The following is a 21,165-nucleotide window of genomic DNA, read 5'->3' on the forward strand; positions in this document are numbered from 1 at the left end:
AGTTTTTTATATTTTTTATTTACCATATAGCTGCCTACTTAAACCTGAGTTGGCAGCTATTTATATTTTAAAAATATTAAAATAATACAAACATTTGGAACGAAAATTGCAATCACTTAAGTAGATTTTTTTAATCACTTGATTTGGTATTTAAGATGAACGCAGCTGCTCATTTGTTAAAGCATAGTATCCATGCTTCTACGCACTCGATTGATACAGCCAATCAATGCCTTAATCAGATCATTGGCCCACATGAATTAGTAGATTTATCACATGAAGAGCCTTTAAATTTCAGTTTTAAAGGTGAACAAATGGGTGGCATCATTATAGGTGACTTGATCTATGGTAAGGATGTTGTATTTAAGACCCAGCATCAGCAAGATATGCACTTTTATTGCATTAGCCGCCCTAAAATCGGGAAACCTGTTTTCCGTCAGGAACATGGGATCTTTGAAGCCAGCCCAGGTAATGCGGCTATTGTGTCTCCATTCGATAAATTTGAAATTGAGATTGAACGAGACTGCGTACAATCCTTTATTTCAATCTCTAAACCATTGCTTGAAAACACGCTCTCGGATTTAATTCAACGACCTCTAGATGCGCCGATTGAATTCAACCATATCATGTCAGTACAGAATGAGCGAGTTAATGCATGGTGGAATTTGCTTGAATATTTCGGTTCATATGGCAGACGGGATATGAATTTTGAATGCTTAATGAATGAAATCAAGCATGATTTTGAAAAGATCTTGGTAAAGTCTTTATTACTGTCACAACCCCATAACTATAGCCAGTTACTTGCTGACAATCACCACAATAACCCGGAATTTCTTCAACGCGCTTTGCAGTATATTCACAACAATATCCAATATAATATTTCCAGTGAAGATCTTGAGCGGATCTCAGGTGTATCTAAGCAAAAACTGTCTAAAGCCTTTCGTGACCGGATGAAAGTATCTTTTAACAGTTATATACGCCATTACCGCTTAAAATGTATTTACCAGGAATTGTCCTTGGCACAGGATAAAAAAAATATTACCAGTATTGCCATGAAATGGGGGGTGAATCATTTGGGACGTTTTTCGATTGAATATAAACAGCAATTTGGAGAAAGCCCGAGTGATACCATTCGTAAATCGATACTGCAACAGCCAGTGCTTTTAACACGACGATAATTTCTTCTAATTTTCTACGTTGGGAAGCAATATATATTTAAATATGTTTCCTTTTTTATAAGTCTCTAAAAAGAGGTCAAATTGAGACCTCTTTTTATATTACAAAGATGTGCTTTTTTAGAAATGATAGGCTGCCCGAATCATTGGTACGCTTGCAGTTGCCCCCTTGCCTGCCTCACCTTTTGTATCATTCCCGTATTTATTTTTCCAGTATTGATAGGCTGGACCTATTTTAAAGGTTTGTGCTTTGGTACCGAGTGTATTGCCAATATCATACATAATTGAGGTATCAATAAAGATTTCAGGCTTGGTATCTCCACCAAACTCATTTTTCCCTTTTTCACTCATCCACACCGCAATACCATTAAATTCTAATCCTGTTTTTTGTATTGGAAGCCCCCATGAAAGTTGTAATGCTAGATATGGATCATAGGTATATTTACCATCAATCACATTCGGCTTATTGCTTTCATAATAGCCCAAGATATTGAAGTTTAAAAATCCAGGGACATCAAACATGATACTTGGACCTGCAACAATCATTTCACGATTAGAACCATAATCATCATTTTTAGTGTTCCAGTCACCACCGATGATCAAGCCGATTCCCCGCAGAAAATCTGGTTTGTCTTGAATAACACCAAAGATTTTTTCGTAGTCGAAGGTATGTCGATAAATCACATAGGCTTCCTGAGCACCTTCGCCAGATACATTGCCATTTGGTTCATTATTCGACTGATGGAGGTTGACTTGAAAGAAATTGCTGCCGTATTTATAACCACTCACATGCACCAATGAAATAATATGCTTATCAATTTCAAAGGCGCTACCATCCCCATTGTTTTTAAACGGTTCTGAAAACTCTGTTCCGTAACTGAGCGCAATGGAAGTATCACTCCACTCTGCCGCCTGTGTACTTATACTTGCTGCAACGATTAAACCAAACCCCCAGCCTTTCAAGGCCATATTCAGAAATTGCATGTATAACATTTCCTTTTTACAGTGCATAAAAAAAGCCAACCGTTATAACGATTGGCTTGATGAAAATTAACGTAACCCTTTTGCTTCTAGCAGTGGTAAGACGTTGTCACGGAAGTAAGGGAATTCTTCGACATAATCCAGGAAAGATAAAGTGGTTCCACTAAAGCCTGCCTGATGCAAGTCTTCAATACTCTGTGCAACCTGTTCTGGTGTACCGACCAATGGGAATCCGCCATGTCCTACGGCCATACGGTCACGCAATTGCTGACGAATTTCTGCAGGAAAGCTTTGTGCATGGGCAAACATGAGGTTCATCAGGTTATCCAAGGCTGGAATATCCGCATTATCTAGCTGACGTTGCCACTCAGCTTGAGCTTCTTCTAAAGTGGGACGACAAATGACATGCGAGAATGTCATCACATTAGTCGTACGCCCTCTCTCTAGACCAGCTTGCTTCAGTTCAGTGACTTCTTCAGCAGAACGGCCCAAGTCTGATACGGGTGTAAATAAAAAGTCTGCATTATTAATCGCAAAGTCACGGCCATTTTTTGAGCCTGCAGCATTAAAAATAGGCGGTACAAAATTAGGACGGGGCTTACCATAGCTGTTTTTGGTTTTAAAATACTTGCCATCGAAGTCAAATGGCTCTTCACTTGCCCAAACTTTCTTGATCAGGTCATACCATTCTTGCGCATAGCCATAGCGAGTTTCATGATCATCTGGCAGCTCTAAACCCAGTGCATCATATTCGGGCTTGTTCCAGCCTGCGACAATATTTAAACCCACACGGTCCTGACCAATTTTAGACATCGTGGCAATTTGTTTTGCAACCGCCATAGGATGATTCACTGCAGTCTGAATCGTGGCAAATACAACAAGATTTTTAGTACAGGCTAAAAGTGCCGATGCCCAGGTAATGGTTTCAAGTACCGTCCCCTGGAAATCCTTTTCACCACCATAACCGGTAAAACGTGCGATGGGCAGCATAAAGTCGATCCCCGCATCATCAAGGAGTTGAGCTAACTTTAGATTTTTCTCCCAGCTTGCATCCCAACCTTCAGGCAATTTTGAAATGGTCATACCTCCCGAACAGTTGCTCGCAAAAGTGCCTAGCAGGAATTTATTGGTTTCTAAAAATGGATGTTTAGACATGACTTCCCCCTGACATTGAGCTCAAAGCGCAATGCCTGTAAATAATTAAATTGATTTAGATAAGAATAGAGTTAATCAAGCACATTGTTCCAAATGGACAGGATGAAGCTGTGCTTGATGGTATTTACCGTTATGGAATAACAAAGGTTTGCCTGTATTTATTCTGCAGTGTTCAATTTGGCCGAGGATAATGTAGTGATCGCCCGCTTCAACCCATTGATAGTTTTTGCATACTAAAGTTGCTAAAGCATCAGATAACACCGGAATACCTAAAACATCTTCTACCTGATCAATTGAATTAAACTTATCAGCTGCGGATTTGGCAAAATGGTTAGAAGTTTGCTCCTGCTGATCATTTAAGATATTAATGGCGAAATGCTCACATTCACGGAAATCATCCAGATTTGTTGCCGTTTTTGCGATATTCCACAAGATTAATGGTGGCTCTAAAGATACTGATGTAAAAGAATTTGCCGTCATACCGACTTTACGTCCGTCTTGACCAGTAGTTGTCACCACAGTTACGCCTGTTGCAAACTGACCCAATAAACCGCGAAGTTGTTTTTTATCTGCTTCTTCTGCCAAGAAACGTTCTGTTTTTTTCATATTTACTCCAGAATTTTAAGGAGCAGATCAGCCTTGCTGAGGTCGACTCATCTGCTCATTCATTAATGCCCTAAGGCAAATCAGTCAATGGGTTTCCCTTCACTAGATGGCCAGGTTGGCATCAATTCATTTGAAGGAATGCTTTCGTCTAAAAGTTTGTGTGCAGTAATCGCACCTGCCACGGGTAAACCAGTTGGATCAATCAAACCGAGCTGTACCAATAGACTCGCCTGATCCCAGTAAATATGTTCATGACACAGTTTTGGACCACGGAACTTAATGACACCCAGCATTGGAATTTCAACAAATTTTCCGGTGGGTTTGATGCCAGGAATAAGCCAGTCGATTTCCTGATCATGAGTAAAGCGCATGATAAATTCATCCACCACTTGCGTAACACCTACAGTACGGGAAATCGAGATTAAGCTCATATCTTGCGGATTATTGTGTACAAAATGGTGACGGTAAAAACGTGATAACTGTGCATAACCCACACCGCCTGTTAAGGTTGGAATGTGGTTCACGTAAGGTTCTGCCACCATAGTCGCCATCGTTGCGGGAACATCACGGGTTTCAAATTCATATTGGCAGTGATCTTCCCACAGCGCTTCCAAGTCATACTCAGGACCAATCGCTTTACGTAATGCAGTGACTGTACGTTCATGGGCAATTAAAGCACTTGGTTTGTGGTAATGATCACCATGTGGGCGGGCAAAGGCATGATCAACATTTGGGTAAAGGAATGTTTTCACATTCTTTTTATGTGCTGATAATGCCTCAGTGATTTGGGTACGTGCCTCAGCTGAACAGAATTGGTCAAGTTCTGCCATATGTAACACAAGCTTGCCCTGAATATTCCGCGCTTCATCTAGGTTATTTTCGATCCCGACGCCGTAATAGCCCACAGTACATGCCACTTCAGGCAAACGGCACGCAGCCAGATACGCTAATTTACCGCCAAGACAATACCCAACGACACCTAAGCCGGCTTCTGCATCACATACATCTAAAGTTTTTAAGGTGGCAAGCGTGTCTTTAATATCTTCAATACCAAGATTTTCATCAAAGCCTTGATAAAGCTCAAATGCTTTTGCGAAATCAGCTTCGGTATAACCCAGTTCAATGCCTGCCTGAGTACGCCAGAATAAATCTGGAACCAATACGGTATAACCTTCTTCCGCAAGGAAATCAGCTTTTTCACGCATTACACTGTTGATGCCAAAGATTTCCTGACATAAAACAATTCCTGGACCCTTGCCAGCTTCTGGCACAGCAAGATAAGCATTGAATTTTTTATCCCCGTTTTCAATCGCAATATAAGAACCTGTCATTCTCTGATCTCCTCTATCTTGAATTTATCTTGTAGGTTAAAACCCCCAAAAACTATCCATAAAATTTGTACGTTTTATCCGTTTTCATGAAGTTTTTAACGTGACAGATTCTAGCTTATAGCTGAAAATTTATTTCAAATCATATATATAGTTATAAATACTAAAAATGGATGCATAGCTGCGATTTTTTGGATAGTGGAAATTTCTATTCTTTCGTTCAATCAAAGTTAAATAAACAAAGTGCACTTTTTTTTCACGCTTTGTTTTCATCATCAATTAAAAAATAGTAGAACGAAGGAGTGAGCATGCAAATAATTCAACCCCAGCATATTATTGACCGAGAGAAACTTTCCCCTTTCCAGTGGATGGTCTTTGCTTTCGGCTTTTTAGTCTTTTTTTGTGATGGTTTAGATACCGGTATTATTGGTTTTATTGCACCTCAGCTCATTGAAGACTGGGGAATCAGTAAGCCTGCGCTTGCGCCAGTGATGAGTGCGGCACTGGTAGGTATGTGTTTAGGCGCTTTATTTTCAGGTCCATTGGCAGATAAATTTGGACGTAAAGGTTTAATTGTCACGACTTGTATTCTATTTTCTGTTTTTACCCTTTTATGTGGATTTGCCAGCACCACAAATGAACTGATGTTGTATCGTTTTATTACTGGTCTCGGTTTGGGTGCAGCAATGCCGAATATCAGTACGCTAGTATCTGAATATATGCCCACAAAACGGAAGGCGTTTTTAACAGGGCTGGCAGGCTGTGGCTTTATGCTTGGAATTTCCTTTGGTGGGGTGCTTTCAGCTTATTTACTCGATCATTTTGGCTGGGAAATTGTCATTATGATTGGCGGTATCATTCCTCTTGTACTCGCAGTTATTTTATGCATGAAATTGCCTGAATCTGTGCAATATTTAGTGAAGATTAATCAGTATGATCGAGCACGTGTCATTCTTAGTCAGATCGAAGGTAAACGTTTAAACCCTACTGCTAAACTATCTTTGGATGAGTCTCAATGCGAAACCACAGAAAATCCGGTTAAAGCACTTTGGGCTGGTTATCGCTGGAATTCGATCTTTTTATGGGTGTGCTGTTTTACCAGCCTATTGGTCTTTTATCTATTAACCAGCTGGATGCCGACCATTTTAAAAACAGCAGGACTCACGACACAGCAATTTAGTTTAATTGCTGCGATTTTTCCTTTTGGTGGCGTTGTCGGCGCCATCATCATGGGCTGGTATATGGATAAAGTAAAACCCACCAAAGTGCTAAAATATTCTTATCTCATTGCTGTTCTATTTTTCATTATCGCAGGTTTGGTACATACTCATGTGCTCTTACTGGGAATAACAATTTTTCTGATCGGTGCTCTTTTGGCTGGTGCACAATCTTCTTTATTACCACTTGCCGCCATTACTTATCCGACATCCTGCCGTGCAGTAGGAGTTTCATGGATGCATGGTATTGGACGTACAGGTGCAATTCTTGGCGCTTTTTATGGTTCTTTGATTTTTAGTTATGAACTTGGACTGGCACAGATTTTCTTTCTATTGGCAATACCTGCAGCAATTTCATTCCTTGCTTTGTTGGCAAAAGTTATTTATGAAAATCGTCAAGCAACGTTAAAAGTAGAACCTATTGCTCAGCTTGAAACATCACAATCTTAATTAAAATTTAGACATGAAAAGAGATTACAGTAGAACTGTGATCTTTTTTAAATTTTAGTCGGTATATCTGACCTTGAGTTAAATATTTTTGTGATTTCAATTGAGAAGCTTTTTTATTTGCTGGCTTCTGATCACTAAAAATAATTTTAAAAACGATCAAGAGACTTTTACTTACATCATTTTATCTGAGCGAGGCATAAATCAGATAAGAACTTGAATATGCCAGGTTCATGAAGTAGATTTTTTGGAAAAATTATAAAAATACACATAAATTTTTGTAATATATAGAATTTTAATTAAATTAAATTATGAAGTGGTCTTTAGGTAAACATAAGTTAAATACCGTTTACCTAATAATAACTTCATATCCTTCTTTCTTAAATAAAAATTCAATAACTTAAGTGATTTCTATTTTACTTATAAAATATGATATGTTGACCTTAAGATTGAAAATTTGAATTGGTTATAAAGTTTTGACAAAAGCTAAAAGCAACAAATTGCTGATAAAAGATTTAATTATATATAAGCGTAATGATGGCTTGAGCCTTTACTTCAGTCGCTGGTACGGGAATAGCATTAGAATAGTAACGAGCTTTAAATGATTTAGTAATTGTACCTCCTGCTCCAATTATACCAAGACTGAAAAAGCTATTTGAACTCTCTATTACTTTAGGCGCAACTGGAAGTGGTATTCCATTATTATCTGTTATTTGTACCGCCACATTCGGAGAACCGTTTGTTACTGTATTTTTTAATAGCCCTGAATTGTTGCTGCTTCCTGATGAAGAGCTGTCTGTCAAAAGCGCCATAAGACTCTTGTTGACATCACTTGCATCACAACCGCTCACATTTACATTAAATGCCGTTTCACCTAAAGTTTTTCCAACGGAAGTAAACTCGGCTGTACGAACCGTTGGGAGTCTGACATTGATTGCTGCGCCACCATTCACTACACAAGTTGTTTTGGTAATCGTAAAAGTGGAATTGGACAATCTAATGATCGTGCTTGCAGATTGGAAAAGACCGCTAGTTGCTGTAAGTAATCCAAGCCTTGGATTATTAATAGTGTATTTCCCCTGTGCATTACCAATACCAGATACGAGTAAGCGAACATTCTGTAATCGAATACCTCTGGTTGCACTTGTACCTGTATAGAATGAATATGATGTTGTCTCATTATTTACCCAATATTCTCTAGCACTATCTTGATTATCTTTTACGCTAAATGCAATGTAAACGTTGAATGTGGGTGTTGGCGTAATATAACTTGCTGGAATTTGATAATAGGTATATCCATCCTTAAAGATCTTCGAAGATGTATTTAAATCCGTACTTGATAACATAGTAAATTGACTTGAACCACCACCAATACCATTACATCCTGAAATAGGCTGTGAAGAAGATTCCTGTACTGTTTGAGAGGAAAGCTGGTAATAACTATTATCACTTACTGCATTCGCCATAATCGCTGTAAAATTCACCGGATCAACAGAGCTTCTACACCAAGAATGTGCCTTTGTCGCACACAGTAACATTAGTATAAGTCCCAAAAATTGTTTATACATTTAATGGCACTCCACATTGATTATGTTTAAATGATTCGATTTCTTGTTTAATGCTCCAGAAAAATTTTCTGGAGGAATCATGCAACTTTGTTGCACCTGATCGCCCCATACAACTTTTAAGGGTTCTTTTAAATCATGGATATTGTTGCTTAATAAAGACTGATTTGACTGTCCCATGATCCCGATTAATTTACCTGATTGAGTTTCAATTCGGCTTCCCATTGGAAATTGAATCTCTTTGAATGGATTATGTATTCTTAATAAAATATTGGACTGAACACTGGTTTTAAAAGTCGCTAAAGTTGAACTGTATAACCGCGGTATCACTTGGATTTGATTACCATCCAAGGTGATTTCTGGAGGTAATTGATCCGGGTTAATTGCAATTGAGTTCATGTTATAAGCAGATACATTTGGATATATTGCATTCCCCCAACGATCTAACTTGGCACCCCGGGCATTTTCAATACTTGCACCACCACCCTGCTCTACATGGACAATCGTATAGGTATCAGCTAGGGAATTTGTTGCGGTAATTCCATAAGGATGAGCAACAATAGCTCCTTGCGCAGATATTGAATATTGAATGTCATGTCCATTACTATATAAAGTTGCGGCTAAGTTGGTTTGTGGTAATAAGTAGCTGATATTCGCATTATAGGTCTTTGATTCAGAACCATTATAATTAGACTGAGTAACCCCTAATCCAAAATTCAGGTTGTTATGTTCACCCGTAGTACCTGATACATTTGCACCAAAAATATTACTTTTTTGATCTTTAAAGTCATTATGCTGATAATTTGAGTTCACAAATATATTTGATTTTTTATAATCTAACGGTAAGGACAGGCTAAAATAGACGCTCAGATCAGACTTAGTGCTACTTTCTAAATAACTGGTTTTGCTTACCCCGGCCGTATAACTTAATAGCTTCCAGGTATTCCCATAGTTTAAGTTAAACTGATATTGATCTGGCTTATCTGTCCAATACTGATTGGATAAAAAACCAAAACTAAAAGAACCCAAATGATGATGAGTAAAGCTTTTGTTAAAGTTGATATTTAATTGATTTTTTAAGTCAGCCGTTAAATTCAAATTCTTCTGCTCGTCACTAATCAAGTCATCAAAATTTAGTAACGCTAAAGCATTGGATAGGGTTAAATAGTTTTTACTCTGTAAAACTCCACCCAGAGTTAGATTAAAATTATAGGGGTTCCAATTATAATGATAATCTACTGAAACACGTTGTCCTTGATAATCATTTGAATATAAAGAAGCTTTACTCAAGTTTCCTATCAAACTAAAACCACCAATAGTAGTATTCAGGCCTGTACCTAAAAGCATACTTTGGTAGTTTTCGGTCAGATTGAGGCCACTTAATAAAGTCAGGTAGTTATTTAGACCATAATTATAACTACCCTGTAAAAGGGTGTTTTCAGTGATCTTATCGACAGTTTTATATTTACCTAGAGCTACATTATACTGATATTGCTCAGGTTTAAGTAAATTCAGACTATTCTGCATCGGGATAACAAAGGTTTTCTTCTCTCCCGAATTTTCTATTACTTCAAGTGTCAAATTCCCGCTTGAAGTTGAGGTTAAATCTTTAATTTTAAATGGTCCTGCCGGTACCGTACGTTCATAAATTTTTTGTCCATTTTGAAAAATGCGTACCAAGGCATTGGTTAGAGCTATATTTTCAATTACCGGTGAATAATATCGCATTGACCAGGGCAACATATTCAAGTCAGTTGCAAGTTGTGCTCCAACAATACCTATGCTCTCCTGTTGCATAGCATAGGTATTAAACTGACCGATATTAATACGTGCATGAAGAGGCAAAACATCACGGTTTAAAGCATTTTGGTACGAACGGTATCGACCTAAACCAGAGTAGCTGTTTGACTGAAAATTACCTGCATGCCGGAAATACCAGCCATCAATATTTAATCCACTAGTCAAACTTAGATACTGGTCATTACCTATATCTGTATGATTGAAATTCGTATTATAGCCAAGAAAAGCAGAAGTGATGCCTTTATCAAACTGTGCAGGATCGATATATCCCTGTGGATGCTCATTGATAAATTTTTGTGGAATAAAAATGGCGATTTCTTGTGTTGCAGTATCAAAATCATAATATGCATCAGAAGAAATCTCTTTGATTGTTAAACACGCTCTTTGAGGTAATTGCTTTAAATAATACTCTTGTATATCCAGTTGAATGAGTAAAGCCGGATCGATACACAATACAGCATTATGTGAGTCATCTAAATGCTTCAACCTAATAGTTAACTCACCTAACGACCGCTGATTAACGGCAACATTCACGACTTGGCTACCTTCAGCAAGATAGTTAGCTGTTCTAAACAGATCTAGATTTACGGCTTTATTTTGTCTGCCAAATAAAGAAGCTGAGTTAAAAGTAATGAATTGAGTTTGATTTCTTGCTGATATTATTTCTGAGTTTTTGATTACGCCTTCTTCATTAGAAGCTGCATATGACTTCGTGATCAAAACCATAAAAATACATAGATACCCCCACCGATAGCTCATGTTCATAAAAATTATTCTCGGCAGAGTCTTTAATCAATTTTTTTTTCAAAGACTTGGTTTCCGCCAAGATCATTTACGATTTGATAGGAAAATTTTTCAGGTAGGAAATCTACTGTAAAGCTTTTTAAAGCTTGTTGTGAATAAGGGCTCAGCATAACCGCCTGGTCATAACTGGTATGTTGATCCTTTGAATCAAAGTTCATTTGGGTCATCGTAATAAAATAGGGTGTTGGATTATCTAAAGTAATTTCTTTCGAAATCCGATTGTAATTAACCTTGATTGAACTAAATGCCGTATTTAACTGCATTTTTAGATTTGTGGGACGGTAGAATAATTTAATGCGTGTCCGTACATTAAACGTTAATATATTTTTTCCTGAATATTCTGGATCATCCGGTGGAATATCTAACATATTGAACCAGAATAGGGATTCACGGTCTTGCGGCAAGCCAGATGAACCAGTTGGGAGAATACGTATAACCTGCCCTTTGTTTGGCTCAACACGAGTTAAAGGCGGTGTTAATACAAAAGGTATTTTATCTGCATCTGGAATCTCATTAATGTTGCCATCATCAATCCAGGTCTGCACCAGAGCAGGAGTGTTTACTCCATTACGTAATTGTACACTGATACTTTTTGCATTAGATGGAAAAATAATGCGCGTACCATCTATTGTGATGCCAGCAAAAAGTGGTTGGCTACATAGTGTGGAGACTAAAATAAGATATGTACGAAACATTATTTTTCCTAAAATACAATAACTTAGTTATATTCTAAAGTGTAATTAATACTGGTTTTAACAGTTTGCGAGGCAGGACTCACTTTGTTTGAAATATATCGAGCTTTAAGAAGGTAAGCGCCATTAATAGGAGCACCTAGCTGTTTAGATGATGAAAAGTCGACTGGTGTTGTACCATCTGTATTAAGAATTTGGACGTACACATCTTTAGTTACTGGTGCAGAAGCATCCGTATTAATCAACCATGATTTATTGGTTGAATCAAAATTTGTACCTGCAGATCCACTTAATGTGATGTTTTTTACAGCACCTAAAGTAAGTGCATCACAAGTACCGCCACTCCCATCAGTTACAGTAAGGGTAAAAGGTTTCTCACCAGTTGTTGCATTGGGAGCAGTAAATGCCGTATTACGTACAGTATCCAGCTGAACAGCTACGCTATTTGCTGTTCCAGTTGCACCTGAAGACCCTGTAAGAGTACAAGTTCCATTAATTACTTTACCACTTATAGTAATAAGGCCATCTGCTGCGAATGCAGAATTTGTGATCCCTACGATACTCATAGCAGTAACTAATAACATCAATTTTGTTTTTTTCATGTGAAACACCTTGTGGTGTGAAAATAGTTTGAATATCGTCAAATTATTTTCGTTATTAAGAATGTGAAAAAAAATTAAAAAACAAAGTCTGTGAAAGCCTGTTTTTCAACTAATTTTGTATATTTATACTGCAATAATGTAATAAAATGTTAACTTGTTCACGCATTAAATCTAGTTGACAAAAATAATTATTTAATTTTACTAAATGTAATTTAGAGAAAATTAAAATAAAATTCAAAAAAAATTAGTGACATACAAACAATTTATATATTCTTAAAACATATAATATTTTAAATTTAAAAGACTTTAAAAACTTAAAAAATAGTTCATAACTTGAAATTAGGAGCATATTTTTCATTGTAAATTGTCTATTTTTTAATCTAAAAACTAGCGTTATAAATCACTTTAGTAAGTTTATTTTGTGATACTTCTAATTTTAGAAATCGTTACTTCAAGGGACTCACCTATCGGTGTGCCTTTTTTTTCATTTCATATAGTTTTTATTAGGTTAATTTTAAATAAAACTCTCTAGAGTGTATGCTTAAAATAATGTTTATAAATATATGTTTTTATTAATAATTAAATAATTTTTTTGTTATAGACGAGACTTTATCTAAACATAAGTTAAGTGAAGGACACTTGTAATATAGTTCATTTATATTGATAAATAGTAAAGTTTACTCTTCTTTATATTAAGCTTTACATTAGAAAATTTACGAGAACCTATAAACAAAAATAGAAGTTATTGTTGAATAGCTGTTCTTTAAAAAGCAAAGCATAGTTGAATAAGCCAGAGTATGTTACTATTATTTCAGTAGTTACTTTTCAGTTTGTTAATTCCCCATGAGTACAAATACCAGTCTTGAAATCTGCCCCATTGCTAGAAGTTTGTCTGTTTTAGGTGATGCTTGGAGTATGCTGATATTACGAGATGCACATGCAGGTTTTACTCGATTTGACCAATTTCGTAAAAGCTTGGGTATTGCTCCAACAATGTTAACTAAACGCTTGTCTGCTTTAGTTGATGAAGGACTACTTAAAAAAAGGCAATATTCAGAACATCCTCCACGTGAAGAATATGTATTAACTCAAGCTGGTCAAGATTTTCTCCCTGTATTATTTGTGATTGGTGCATGGGGACGTAAATACAAACCTTATGAGCATCCGGAAGAAATGGTAACGTTTCTTGATACTGAAAATGGTACTGAAATTAAGCCTATCGTAATTGATCAAGTGACAGGAGCCGAAATTGGTACTCGTCCTATTCGCCAACAAGATAAGTAAAGCTAAAAAAGCACTCAAAATGAGTGCTTTTTTCATAACCTCAACGAATAGTTCATGATTTTATACGGGTATATTGGGTTGCATACGTTCCCCAACCACTACGTAAAACAGATTTAATAAATGCCCATAAACCACTTTTTAGGTTTTGGTGCTTTAATTTAACTACACCAGATTCGTAAGTACCACCTGAGATTTCGATCAGATTCAATTCCTAATGTTGCTAAAGATTTCATGACATCTAACGAATCTTCTTTTGTAAATTCACTTGGTTTGAAAAAAGCGGAGTTGAGTTTAATTACGATTTGAAAAATCTTTACCGACTTATTTACAAATCTCTTTATAAATTTCCATTAGAAATTTACGACGTTTTCCAGGTGCACCATCCCACTCGTCCTTTCTTAAATTATGTAATGGAGATAAAAATTGATCAATCTAATATCCACGTGCAGTATGGATTTCAATACCACTAAATCCAGGATTTTTACATATCACGGCACTACGACCAAAGCGTTGAATAATTATCTATAATTTCATCATTTTATTTACCTACTTATTAGTATTTGGATCAGATTATTTCGGGGTTTCGATTAATTATTCATCTAGAAACTGTATGGCATGTTTAACGAAACGTTCTGGATACTGAAACTGTGCGCCATGCCCTGCATCTGGATAAATGAATAGCTGTGCATTTGGAATATTAAGTGCCATCTGATAGGCATTAATCGTCGGAATCATCACATCATCTACCCCATTGAGAATAAAAGTAGGCTGTTTAATCTCGCGTAAATGCGCAAATGGATCTTGTTCATCAAACTTTGGTAAAAAGTTCATATTGGCTTCAATCTGAGCCTGCATCACATCGATTGAACTTGCTGGATCCTGATCTTTACGTTGATGGCGACGTTGCCAAAACTCACGACCTGCTTGAATTGCTTTTGGTGATCGACCAAAGAATAAAAATAGAAAGTCCTCTTCAGAAGGCACAGCACTGGTTGCATGCTTCAAGACTAAAACAGGCACATCTGGATCATCGCCGCGTGGTTTTCCACCTCTTGGCCCTGTTCCCAAAAGCATTAATTTTCTGACCAGTTCAGGGTGACGGCGTACCAAATCTTGTGCTTGAAATCCTCCCAGTGAAAATCCGAGTAGATCCACTTGTTTTAAGTTCAATGCACGAATTACTGCGGCAGCATCATCCGCCATATCTTCAATGCGGGTACGTGGCTGACCTGTGGATGAAGCGACACCGCGACCATTAAATAAAATGACTTCTCGCCCTGCTGCTAATCTATCCGTAATTAAAGGATCCCAATTGTCTAACCCACCACGAAAATGTTGAAGAAAAAATAAAGGCGGTTGTTGAGTGTCCGAATTCCCCCAGCGACGATAGGCAAAAGTTGCTCCATTAACTTCTATAAACTGGGTTTTAGCTGTTTGGTGAGTAATTGCAGTCATTTTCATTGTCCTTATTTTATATATTTGTTTGGGTTTAAATTTATTTATCTAAGAAAGTGAGAGATTGTTTGACGAAATCTTCATGAAACTGAAAGATCCCACCATGTCCTGCATCTGGATAGATAATAAGCGAGCTATTTGGAAGGCGTTTTGCCAAGTCATAGGTATTCACTGTTGGAACCATACGATCATAATCACCATTCGCTACCAATACTGGCTGTTGAATGACAGAAAGATCATCTGGTTTCTTATTTCCCCATTTTTTCAATGCTTTAAGCTGGGCACGATATGCAGAAATCGTGATTTCTTTATCTCGATTTTCAGTACGTTCATGAATCCGTTGCACAAATGCTTTTGCAGCCGCTTTGCCATTATCTGTACGAGTAAAAAATAAGTAGACTTTAGGGTCTTGACGAGTCACTAGACCACGGACTAAATCCCAATTTGAAACTCGACCTACTGTACTAATCCCAGTTCCGCCTGCGGGGCCAGTTCCGGATAAAATCATTTTCCGGATCAATTGCGGTTGCTTCAAAACGATTTCTTGCGAAATCATGCCTCCCATCGAGAAGCCAAATAAATCAACTTTTTTAAATCCTTTTGCTTGAATGAATGCAATCGCATCATCTGCCATCTGTTCAATCGACTGGGCTGGTTCACCTGTAGAAGCACCCACACCACGGTTATCAAAAACCACCACATGATGTTTTGCTGCAATACCATCTATGATTCGTGGATCCCAATTGTCTAATACAGCAGCTAAATGGTTTAAGAAAATGACAGGTGTTTCACCATTTTGTTGACCATATTCTCGATAGGCGAAGTTAATACCATCTACTGAAATGAACTGAGTTGGGACAGTTGTCCATTGATATAGTTTTTCTGCCATTACAGTCACTCCTGAATTAGGGTTATAGCGGGATTTAGATCAGCCTACACTGAACCAGAAGCAGCGAAAGCCATTGAAATGAAATTTTTATGAGTAAGTCACCTATGATTAATTTCTAAAAGGAAGGTGAATATCTAAACGCTACCCTAAAAATAAGAACCCCATATTTTCGGAATCACTTATATCTTGAGCTGGTCTTTGGGCTCTTTAACAGGAAAAAACCATCACTATCAAATTAATACTAACAATACAGAAGTGATATCAAATAGTCACTATCATTTTTGTATTAACTCTTTATTATTTGGATTATGATAAAAAATAAACATTGTTGATGACTCGAATACACTTTTGAGTTCTAACTAAAGCATCTGATATGCAACCTAGTCTGCAAATTTAATGTAGATTTACAGGTGTAAAACATTAAAACAAAAAGCGAATCAATTGAGGTGTTCTATGAAAGCAGCCTACATTAGCCGTTACGGCAATATTGATGATGTAAAACTGGATGAACAATCTAAACCCCTGATTACAGAAAATGACGTACTTGTTAAAATACATGCAGCAAGTATTAATCCTCTGGACTTAAGGGTTTTAGAAGGTGAATTTAAGGTAATTCAGCCTGTTAAGTTTCCTTTTATTTTAGGCAATGATTTTGCAGGTACAGTTGTCCAGGTTGGCGCAAATGTTAAACAGTTTAAAGCGGGCGATGAAGTGTATGCCAAAACTGATCAAAATGGCGCTTTTGCTGAATATACTGTAGTTCATCAATCTTCACTGGCTCTAAAACCTCAAAATATTTCGATGGAACTCGCAGCTTCTCTTCCTCTTGTTTCATTGACAGCATGGCAAGCCTTAGTGGAAATTGCGAAAGTTCAAGCAGGACAAAAAGTATTGATTCATGCAGGCTCAGGAGGTGTAGGATCGATTGCAATTCAGCTTGCTAAATATCTAGGGGCAACTGTTGCAACAACGACAAGCACTAAAAATATGGATTGGGTTAAAGATTTAGGTGCAGATATTGTTATTGACTACAAAAACACAGATTTCGAAGAACAGCTTAAAGAATACGACGTGGTTTTCGATACACAAGGGGGTAAAACCTTAGAAAAATCGTTGAGTGTTCTCAAAAGAGGTGGCTGTATTGTGAGTATCTCAGGTCCTCCTGATCAAGCTTTTGCCGAATCGCTCAACACAAATTGGCTGCTCAAAAAAATTATTCCTCTTTTAAGCTGGTCGATACGCCATAAAGCGAAAAAACGAGAGATCAAATACTCTTTTATGTTTATGAAGCCCAATGGTCAGCAGCTTGCTCAAATATCGCAGCTTGTTGAAGCTGGGACAATCAAACCAGTGATAGATACAACGTATGAATTCTCAAGGGTCAAAGAAGCTCTGAAATACGTCAATACAGGACGATCTAAAGGTAAAGTGGTTTTAAATATGCTCCCATAGCAAGCATGCCTTAATAGCATAAAAAAATATCACCTTGTCAATCTATGCGAGGTATCAGAAGCATATGTGAAATCAATAAAAATCTGATACCTAACAACTTTCTTATAATGAAGGTCCAACTTGACCTACATACACCAATGGAAATGACTATTCCTTATTATTACAAACAGATTTTTTTCGATCAGCGTATCCAATCATTCCATTAAGCAAAAATCGCTACGGTCTGTGTGCCTGACAAAACTAATTCGCTTTGTTCATTCCACACTTGCATGCTTTGGTAAGAATACCCACCTCCTGCAATTAAACTGAACGATCGCACCAGATACCATCCACTGTATTCTGCAGGTTGAGTAAAATCCACCGTCCAATTCATTGAGCTGATCGGGGCCAGGTTTTTAAAACATACGGTGGATGCGGGTGGAAGACAATCCCCAATCATCAGTAGAGCAACTTCAGGTGAAATTTCATTTAAACCCTCTAAACGTACCCATGCCAACAGTTCAGGCGTTTCCGCTCCTGAAAAGAACATTGACTGACTGACCAAACGAATATCAAAGTTTTTAAAAAAATTGGGAGTCGGTAAGTTTTTCGGAATAGAGGCATAATGTTCAGGTGTTTCAACTGGAGGGCATTCAACGTAGCGGTGATGAATACTGCTTTCTCGCGGACTTGCAAAAGTAAAACCCGCTCTTAAGACGATTGCATCATCAACACGTGCATCCACTGCAACTTGGGTGGCAGACTTCCCCTGCCTTAAAGTTTCTACCTGAAAGGACACCTGTTCCGTGACCGGACCAATAAATGCAATCTGTGCTGCTTTTAAAGGTGGTCGCTCCAAAGATAGGTGATTAAGCGCAATTTGAAGCGCCATTGCAGATGAAAAACCACCATAAGCCGTTCGCCCCTGACGCCAATGTTCAGGCGGAGTAAATGCTTTTTCTGTGGTCAATGCATGAAACATCTCGGATAAGGTTGGCTTGTCCATATCTGTCCTTTTCTATGGTTTTATTATCTCAGTTGCTTAAGATCAATCGATTCATCGGCAAAATGAGCGGGATCAATCTGAATATTGTCATTAATGATTCTTTTACTGATCATAAATTCTAAGGGACGATTAATACAATCTGCAGCAATTAATTGTTTATTTTTAAAATAAAATGCTACAAAGCTTTTGCTGTTCTGAAGATCCCCTCGAATGACCAACTGATCGTAGCCATGATTTAAGCCAGCAATTTGCAGTTTGATGTCATACTGATCTGACCAAAACCAAGGTAATGCGTCATAAGGTTTAGATTTACCACAAAGTGTTGCTGCTGCAACTTTAGCCTGTTCATTGGCATTCGGTACTGACTCTAAGCGAATCTGTCGTTGATAGTGATGATTGAAATGACTAGTACAATCCCCTGCTGCCACAATATCAGGATCATTGGTTCGCCCATAGGCATCAATCACAATCCCGTTGTCAACGTCAATCCCGGCTGCTTGTACAAGTTCACTATTCGGTTGTACCCCAATCCCAACAATAACAAGATCTGCTGGAATTGTTTTGCCATTGGTACATAAAACGCCTTTCACCTGTGTTGCTCCAATAAAACGCTCTATCGTAATATTGTTATAAATGCTCACACCCTGCTCTTGATGAATTCTGGTATAGAAGTCAGACAATTCTGGCGCAGTCACACGTTGTAAAATTCTTGGCGCAGTTTCCAAAAGTGAAACCTGGATTTCCTGTTTTCTTAATGATGCGGCGGTTTCTAAACCAATATAACCACCGCCAATCATGACGGCATGTTTTGCAGTTTGGATATGCTGCTGTATTGCTGCAATATCAGCGGCGTTTCGTACATAGTAAATCCCCTGCAGTTCACTGCCCTCACTGTTCAATTTTCTGACCCGTGCACCTGTACAGAGTGCCAATTTGTCATAGGATATCTGGGAACCATCCGCAATATTTAAAACCTTCCGTTCGCGGTCTATTAACACCACATGACCATGTAGAAACTGAATCTGCTGCTTTTCATAGAAGGTTGCAGGGCGAATCAGCAAATCCTCAATGCGTTTATCACCAGATAAAAAGGTTTTGGATAATGGCGGACGATGATAGGGTAAATGTGGTTCATCCCCGATCATCACAATATCACCCTCCCAACCTTCTTGACGCAGACTGACACTCAGCTGTGCCGCTGCATGACTTGCCCCGATGATCACCGCTTTCATTTTTTGCATCCCATGACCTCCATTTCGATTCTAAGTCACCTTTCTTGTTCAGTTTTTTGCCGTGAGTTTGACCATCAGTTTTGAATAGCCACGGACAAAATTGGACTGCACGATCTTAGGCTCATCCACGACCTCCAGGCGGTCAAAACGATTTAAAATTTCTTCCCATAAAATGCGCAGCTGCATCTCTGCCAAACGGTTGCCCATACAGCGATGCACCCCAAAGCCAAATGAAAGATGATTACGGGCATCTTTACGATCGATGATGAATTCATCAGGACGGTCAATCACGCGTTTATCGAGGTTGCCTGAGGCATACCACATCACCACTTTGTCGCCTTTACGAATAAACTGGCCGTTGAGGATGATGTCCTGTTTGGCAATACGGCGCATATACGCCAACGGTGTTTGCCAGCGGATAATTTCTGACACCATATTCGGAATCAAGCCTGGGTTTGCTTTCAATTTGGCAAATTGCTCAGGGAATTGGTGTAATGCCAGCACGCCACCACTCATTGAATTACGGGTGGTGTCATTGCCACCCACAATAAGCAATGCAAGATTGCCCAAATATTCCATAGGACGCTTGATCAAATCATGTGTGGCATCACTGCTTTGCATTAATGTAATCAGGTCAAAACTCGGTGTTTCGCCTGTTGCCAGACGTGCTGCTTTATCATGCCAAAGTGCAACAAAGTGTTTGGCCATATCCGCCACACCGATAAAAGACTCATCCAAGTCCTTATCTCCCCCTGTACTTTGTGGTGAAGATGAAAAGAGATCTGACCAATACACCAGTTTTAGTCGGTCTTCATAGGGGAAATCGAGTAAGGTCGCAAGCATTCGTGCTGTCAGTTCAATCGAAACAGTGTCTACCCAATCAAAGGGTTGCCCAATCGGCAAGCTATCTAGGACTTCAGAAGTTCGCTTACGAATCAGCGATTCCATTTCTTTTAGATTTTTTGGCGCCACCACGCCTTGAACTGCTTGACGACGTTCATCATGTTTAGGTGGGTCCATCGCAATAAAGGTTTCGACATCAATCGGTGCGGTACCAATCAAAATTAGTGGCTCTGCCGAAAACAGTTCATGGTTTTTATCCACAAACACGATGTCTTTATAACGGGTCACTGACCAGAATGGTCCAAATGGACTGTTGGCTTGATAATGCACCGGACATTCATCACGCAGTCGTTTCGAATAGGCATTCCATTGATGCTGTCTAAATAAAAACGGATTACTTAAATCGATATCTTGGATCGCGACGGTGGAAACATCCGGAATCGGTTTTTCGACAAACTCGGGGAAATAGTCTTTTTGGGTAATCAGCCGTTTAGTCCGTTTAAACAGATGTACACCTTTGACTTGCATATCCATCGGAATCCATGGCGAGAGTCGATTCGATGCCTCATTTTTGACTTTGTTCAGTATGCTTTCAAACTGGGTCATTTTATGATGTCCTATTTTTATTATGGAGTTTGCTGTCAGCGTTTTATACT

Annotated in this window: 17 protein-coding genes and 1 pseudogene; 4 read left to right on the top strand and 14 right to left on the bottom strand. The window is 38.2% G+C overall.

Annotation, left to right across the window (positions count from 1 at the left end; genetic code table 11):
- Positions 1-155: 155 nt before the first annotated feature.
- A complete protein-coding gene (locus AY607_RS01210) occupies positions 156-1,175 on the top strand; it encodes an AraC family transcriptional regulator (RefSeq protein WP_064101498.1) in 1,020 nt (339 codons plus the stop codon).
- A gap of 117 nt (positions 1,176-1,292) precedes the next feature.
- On the opposite strand, the gene AY607_RS15135 is transcribed toward AY607_RS01210, so the two are convergent.
- The 4 genes from AY607_RS15135 to AY607_RS01230 form a co-directional block, all read right to left on the bottom strand.
- Positions 1,293-2,156 (bottom strand): hypothetical protein, encoded by an 864-nt coding sequence (locus tag AY607_RS15135; protein ID WP_064101499.1) that lies wholly within the window; start codon positions 2,154-2,156, stop codon positions 1,293-1,295.
- A gap of 66 nt (positions 2,157-2,222) precedes the next feature.
- Positions 2,223-3,308 (bottom strand): LLM class flavin-dependent oxidoreductase, encoded by a 1,086-nt coding sequence (locus AY607_RS01220; protein WP_064101500.1) that lies wholly within the window; start codon positions 3,306-3,308, stop codon positions 2,223-2,225.
- A 75-nt stretch (positions 3,309-3,383) separates the two neighbouring features.
- Positions 3,384-3,914 (bottom strand): flavin reductase family protein, encoded by a 531-nt coding sequence (locus tag AY607_RS01225; RefSeq protein ID WP_064101501.1) that lies wholly within the window; start codon positions 3,912-3,914, stop codon positions 3,384-3,386.
- An 80-nt stretch (positions 3,915-3,994) separates the two neighbouring features.
- Positions 3,995-5,245 (bottom strand): dienelactone hydrolase family protein, encoded by a 1,251-nt coding sequence (locus AY607_RS01230; RefSeq protein WP_064101502.1) that lies wholly within the window; start codon positions 5,243-5,245, stop codon positions 3,995-3,997.
- Between the two features lie 305 nt (positions 5,246-5,550).
- Between AY607_RS01230 and AY607_RS01235 the strand changes: the two genes are divergently transcribed.
- The gene (locus AY607_RS01235; protein ID WP_064101503.1) at positions 5,551-6,909 is read left to right on the top strand and encodes an MFS transporter; all 1,359 of its coding nucleotides are present in this window, start codon (positions 5,551-5,553) and stop codon (positions 6,907-6,909) included.
- 512 nt (positions 6,910-7,421) lie between these two features.
- On the opposite strand, the gene AY607_RS01240 is transcribed toward AY607_RS01235, so the two are convergent.
- The 4 genes from AY607_RS01240 to AY607_RS01255 are packed head-to-tail and all read right to left on the bottom strand — an operon-like array spanning position 7,422 to position 12,369.
- Positions 7,422-8,474, bottom strand: coding sequence for a fimbrial protein (locus tag AY607_RS01240; RefSeq protein WP_064101504.1), 1,053 nt, complete (start codon positions 8,472-8,474; stop codon positions 7,422-7,424).
- Positions 8,475-11,036: a fimbria/pilus outer membrane usher protein gene (locus tag AY607_RS01245; protein ID WP_064101505.1), complete on the bottom strand. Its 2,562-nt coding sequence runs from the start codon at positions 11,034-11,036 to the stop codon at positions 8,475-8,477.
- A gap of 23 nt (positions 11,037-11,059) precedes the next feature.
- Positions 11,060-11,770, bottom strand: a complete 711-nt coding sequence (locus AY607_RS01250) for a molecular chaperone (RefSeq protein WP_064101506.1) — start codon at positions 11,768-11,770, stop codon at positions 11,060-11,062.
- Positions 11,771-11,793: 23 nt separating this feature from the next.
- Positions 11,794-12,369: a fimbrial protein gene (locus AY607_RS01255; RefSeq protein WP_064101507.1), complete on the bottom strand. Its 576-nt coding sequence runs from the start codon at positions 12,367-12,369 to the stop codon at positions 11,794-11,796.
- Between the two features lie 843 nt (positions 12,370-13,212).
- On the opposite strand from AY607_RS01255, the gene AY607_RS01260 reads away from it, so the two are divergent.
- Complete coding sequence (locus AY607_RS01260; protein WP_064101508.1) at positions 13,213-13,653, top strand: winged helix-turn-helix transcriptional regulator; 441 nt, start codon at positions 13,213-13,215, stop codon at positions 13,651-13,653.
- 52 nt (positions 13,654-13,705) lie between these two features.
- Here the strand turns inward: AY607_RS01260 and AY607_RS14765 are convergent.
- From AY607_RS14765 to AY607_RS01270, 3 genes and pseudogenes are all read right to left on the bottom strand, one after another.
- Positions 13,706-14,172 (bottom strand): annotated as a pseudogene (locus AY607_RS14765) (hypothetical protein); the annotation flags it as partial.
- A gap of 72 nt (positions 14,173-14,244) precedes the next feature.
- Positions 14,245-15,108 (bottom strand): alpha/beta fold hydrolase, encoded by an 864-nt coding sequence (locus tag AY607_RS01265; RefSeq protein WP_064101509.1) that lies wholly within the window; start codon positions 15,106-15,108, stop codon positions 14,245-14,247.
- 40 nt (positions 15,109-15,148) lie between these two features.
- The gene (locus AY607_RS01270; RefSeq protein WP_064101510.1) at positions 15,149-15,997 is read right to left on the bottom strand and encodes an alpha/beta fold hydrolase; all 849 of its coding nucleotides are present in this window, start codon (positions 15,995-15,997) and stop codon (positions 15,149-15,151) included.
- Positions 15,998-16,450: 453 nt separating this feature from the next.
- On the opposite strand from AY607_RS01270, the gene AY607_RS01275 reads away from it, so the two are divergent.
- Positions 16,451-17,449: an NADP-dependent oxidoreductase gene (locus AY607_RS01275; RefSeq protein WP_064101511.1), complete on the top strand. Its 999-nt coding sequence runs from the start codon at positions 16,451-16,453 to the stop codon at positions 17,447-17,449.
- Between the two features lie 202 nt (positions 17,450-17,651).
- Here AY607_RS01275 and AY607_RS01280 read toward each other — a convergent pair whose 3' ends face one another.
- From AY607_RS01280 to AY607_RS01290, 3 genes are read right to left on the bottom strand one after another with little or no spacing between them, the layout of a single operon-like run.
- Positions 17,652-18,434: a thioesterase family protein gene (locus AY607_RS01280; RefSeq protein WP_064101512.1), complete on the bottom strand. Its 783-nt coding sequence runs from the start codon at positions 18,432-18,434 to the stop codon at positions 17,652-17,654.
- A gap of 23 nt (positions 18,435-18,457) precedes the next feature.
- Complete coding sequence (locus AY607_RS01285; RefSeq protein ID WP_064101513.1) at positions 18,458-19,675, bottom strand: NAD(P)/FAD-dependent oxidoreductase; 1,218 nt, start codon at positions 19,673-19,675, stop codon at positions 18,458-18,460.
- 39 nt (positions 19,676-19,714) lie between these two features.
- The gene (locus AY607_RS01290) at positions 19,715-21,043 is read right to left on the bottom strand and encodes a cytochrome P450 (RefSeq protein ID WP_413772517.1); all 1,329 of its coding nucleotides are present in this window, start codon (positions 21,041-21,043) and stop codon (positions 19,715-19,717) included.
- Positions 21,044-21,165 lie beyond the last annotated feature (122 nt).

Source organism: Acinetobacter sp. SFA, assembly GCF_001647535.1.
Classification (GTDB): domain Bacteria; phylum Pseudomonadota; class Gammaproteobacteria; order Pseudomonadales; family Moraxellaceae; genus Acinetobacter; species Acinetobacter pecorum.

Coding starts and splice junctions, on each gene's coding strand:
- AY607_RS01270 (WP_064101510.1), bottom strand. CDS start 15,997: ATGGCAGAAAAACTATATCAATGGACAACTGTCCCAACTCAGTTCATT.
- AY607_RS01280 (WP_064101512.1), bottom strand. CDS start 18,434: ATGGACAAGCCAACCTTATCCGAGATGTTTCATGCATTGACCACAGAA.
- AY607_RS01265 (WP_064101509.1), bottom strand. CDS start 15,108: ATGACTGCAATTACTCACCAAACAGCTAAAACCCAGTTTATAGAAGTT.
- AY607_RS01225 (WP_064101501.1), bottom strand. CDS start 3,914: ATGAAAAAAACAGAACGTTTCTTGGCAGAAGAAGCAGATAAAAAACAA.
- AY607_RS01290 (WP_413772517.1), bottom strand. CDS start 21,043: ATGGATATGCAAGTCAAAGGTGTACATCTGTTTAAACGGACTAAACGG.
- AY607_RS01240 (WP_064101504.1), bottom strand. CDS start 8,474: ATGTATAAACAATTTTTGGGACTTATACTAATGTTACTGTGTGCGACA.
- AY607_RS01275 (WP_064101511.1), top strand. CDS start 16,451: ATGAAAGCAGCCTACATTAGCCGTTACGGCAATATTGATGATGTAAAA.
- AY607_RS01255 (WP_064101507.1), bottom strand. CDS start 12,369: ATGAAAAAAACAAAATTGATGTTATTAGTTACTGCTATGAGTATCGTA.
- AY607_RS01210 (WP_064101498.1), top strand. CDS start 156: ATGAACGCAGCTGCTCATTTGTTAAAGCATAGTATCCATGCTTCTACG.
- AY607_RS15135 (WP_064101499.1), bottom strand. CDS start 2,156: ATGCAATTTCTGAATATGGCCTTGAAAGGCTGGGGGTTTGGTTTAATC.
- AY607_RS01285 (WP_064101513.1), bottom strand. CDS start 19,675: ATGCAAAAAATGAAAGCGGTGATCATCGGGGCAAGTCATGCAGCGGCA.
- AY607_RS01230 (WP_064101502.1), bottom strand. CDS start 5,245: ATGACAGGTTCTTATATTGCGATTGAAAACGGGGATAAAAAATTCAAT.
- AY607_RS01245 (WP_064101505.1), bottom strand. CDS start 11,036: ATGAACATGAGCTATCGGTGGGGGTATCTATGTATTTTTATGGTTTTG.
- AY607_RS01260 (WP_064101508.1), top strand. CDS start 13,213: ATGAGTACAAATACCAGTCTTGAAATCTGCCCCATTGCTAGAAGTTTG.
- AY607_RS01220 (WP_064101500.1), bottom strand. CDS start 3,308: ATGTCTAAACATCCATTTTTAGAAACCAATAAATTCCTGCTAGGCACT.
- AY607_RS01250 (WP_064101506.1), bottom strand. CDS start 11,770: ATGTTTCGTACATATCTTATTTTAGTCTCCACACTATGTAGCCAACCA.
- AY607_RS01235 (WP_064101503.1), top strand. CDS start 5,551: ATGCAAATAATTCAACCCCAGCATATTATTGACCGAGAGAAACTTTCC.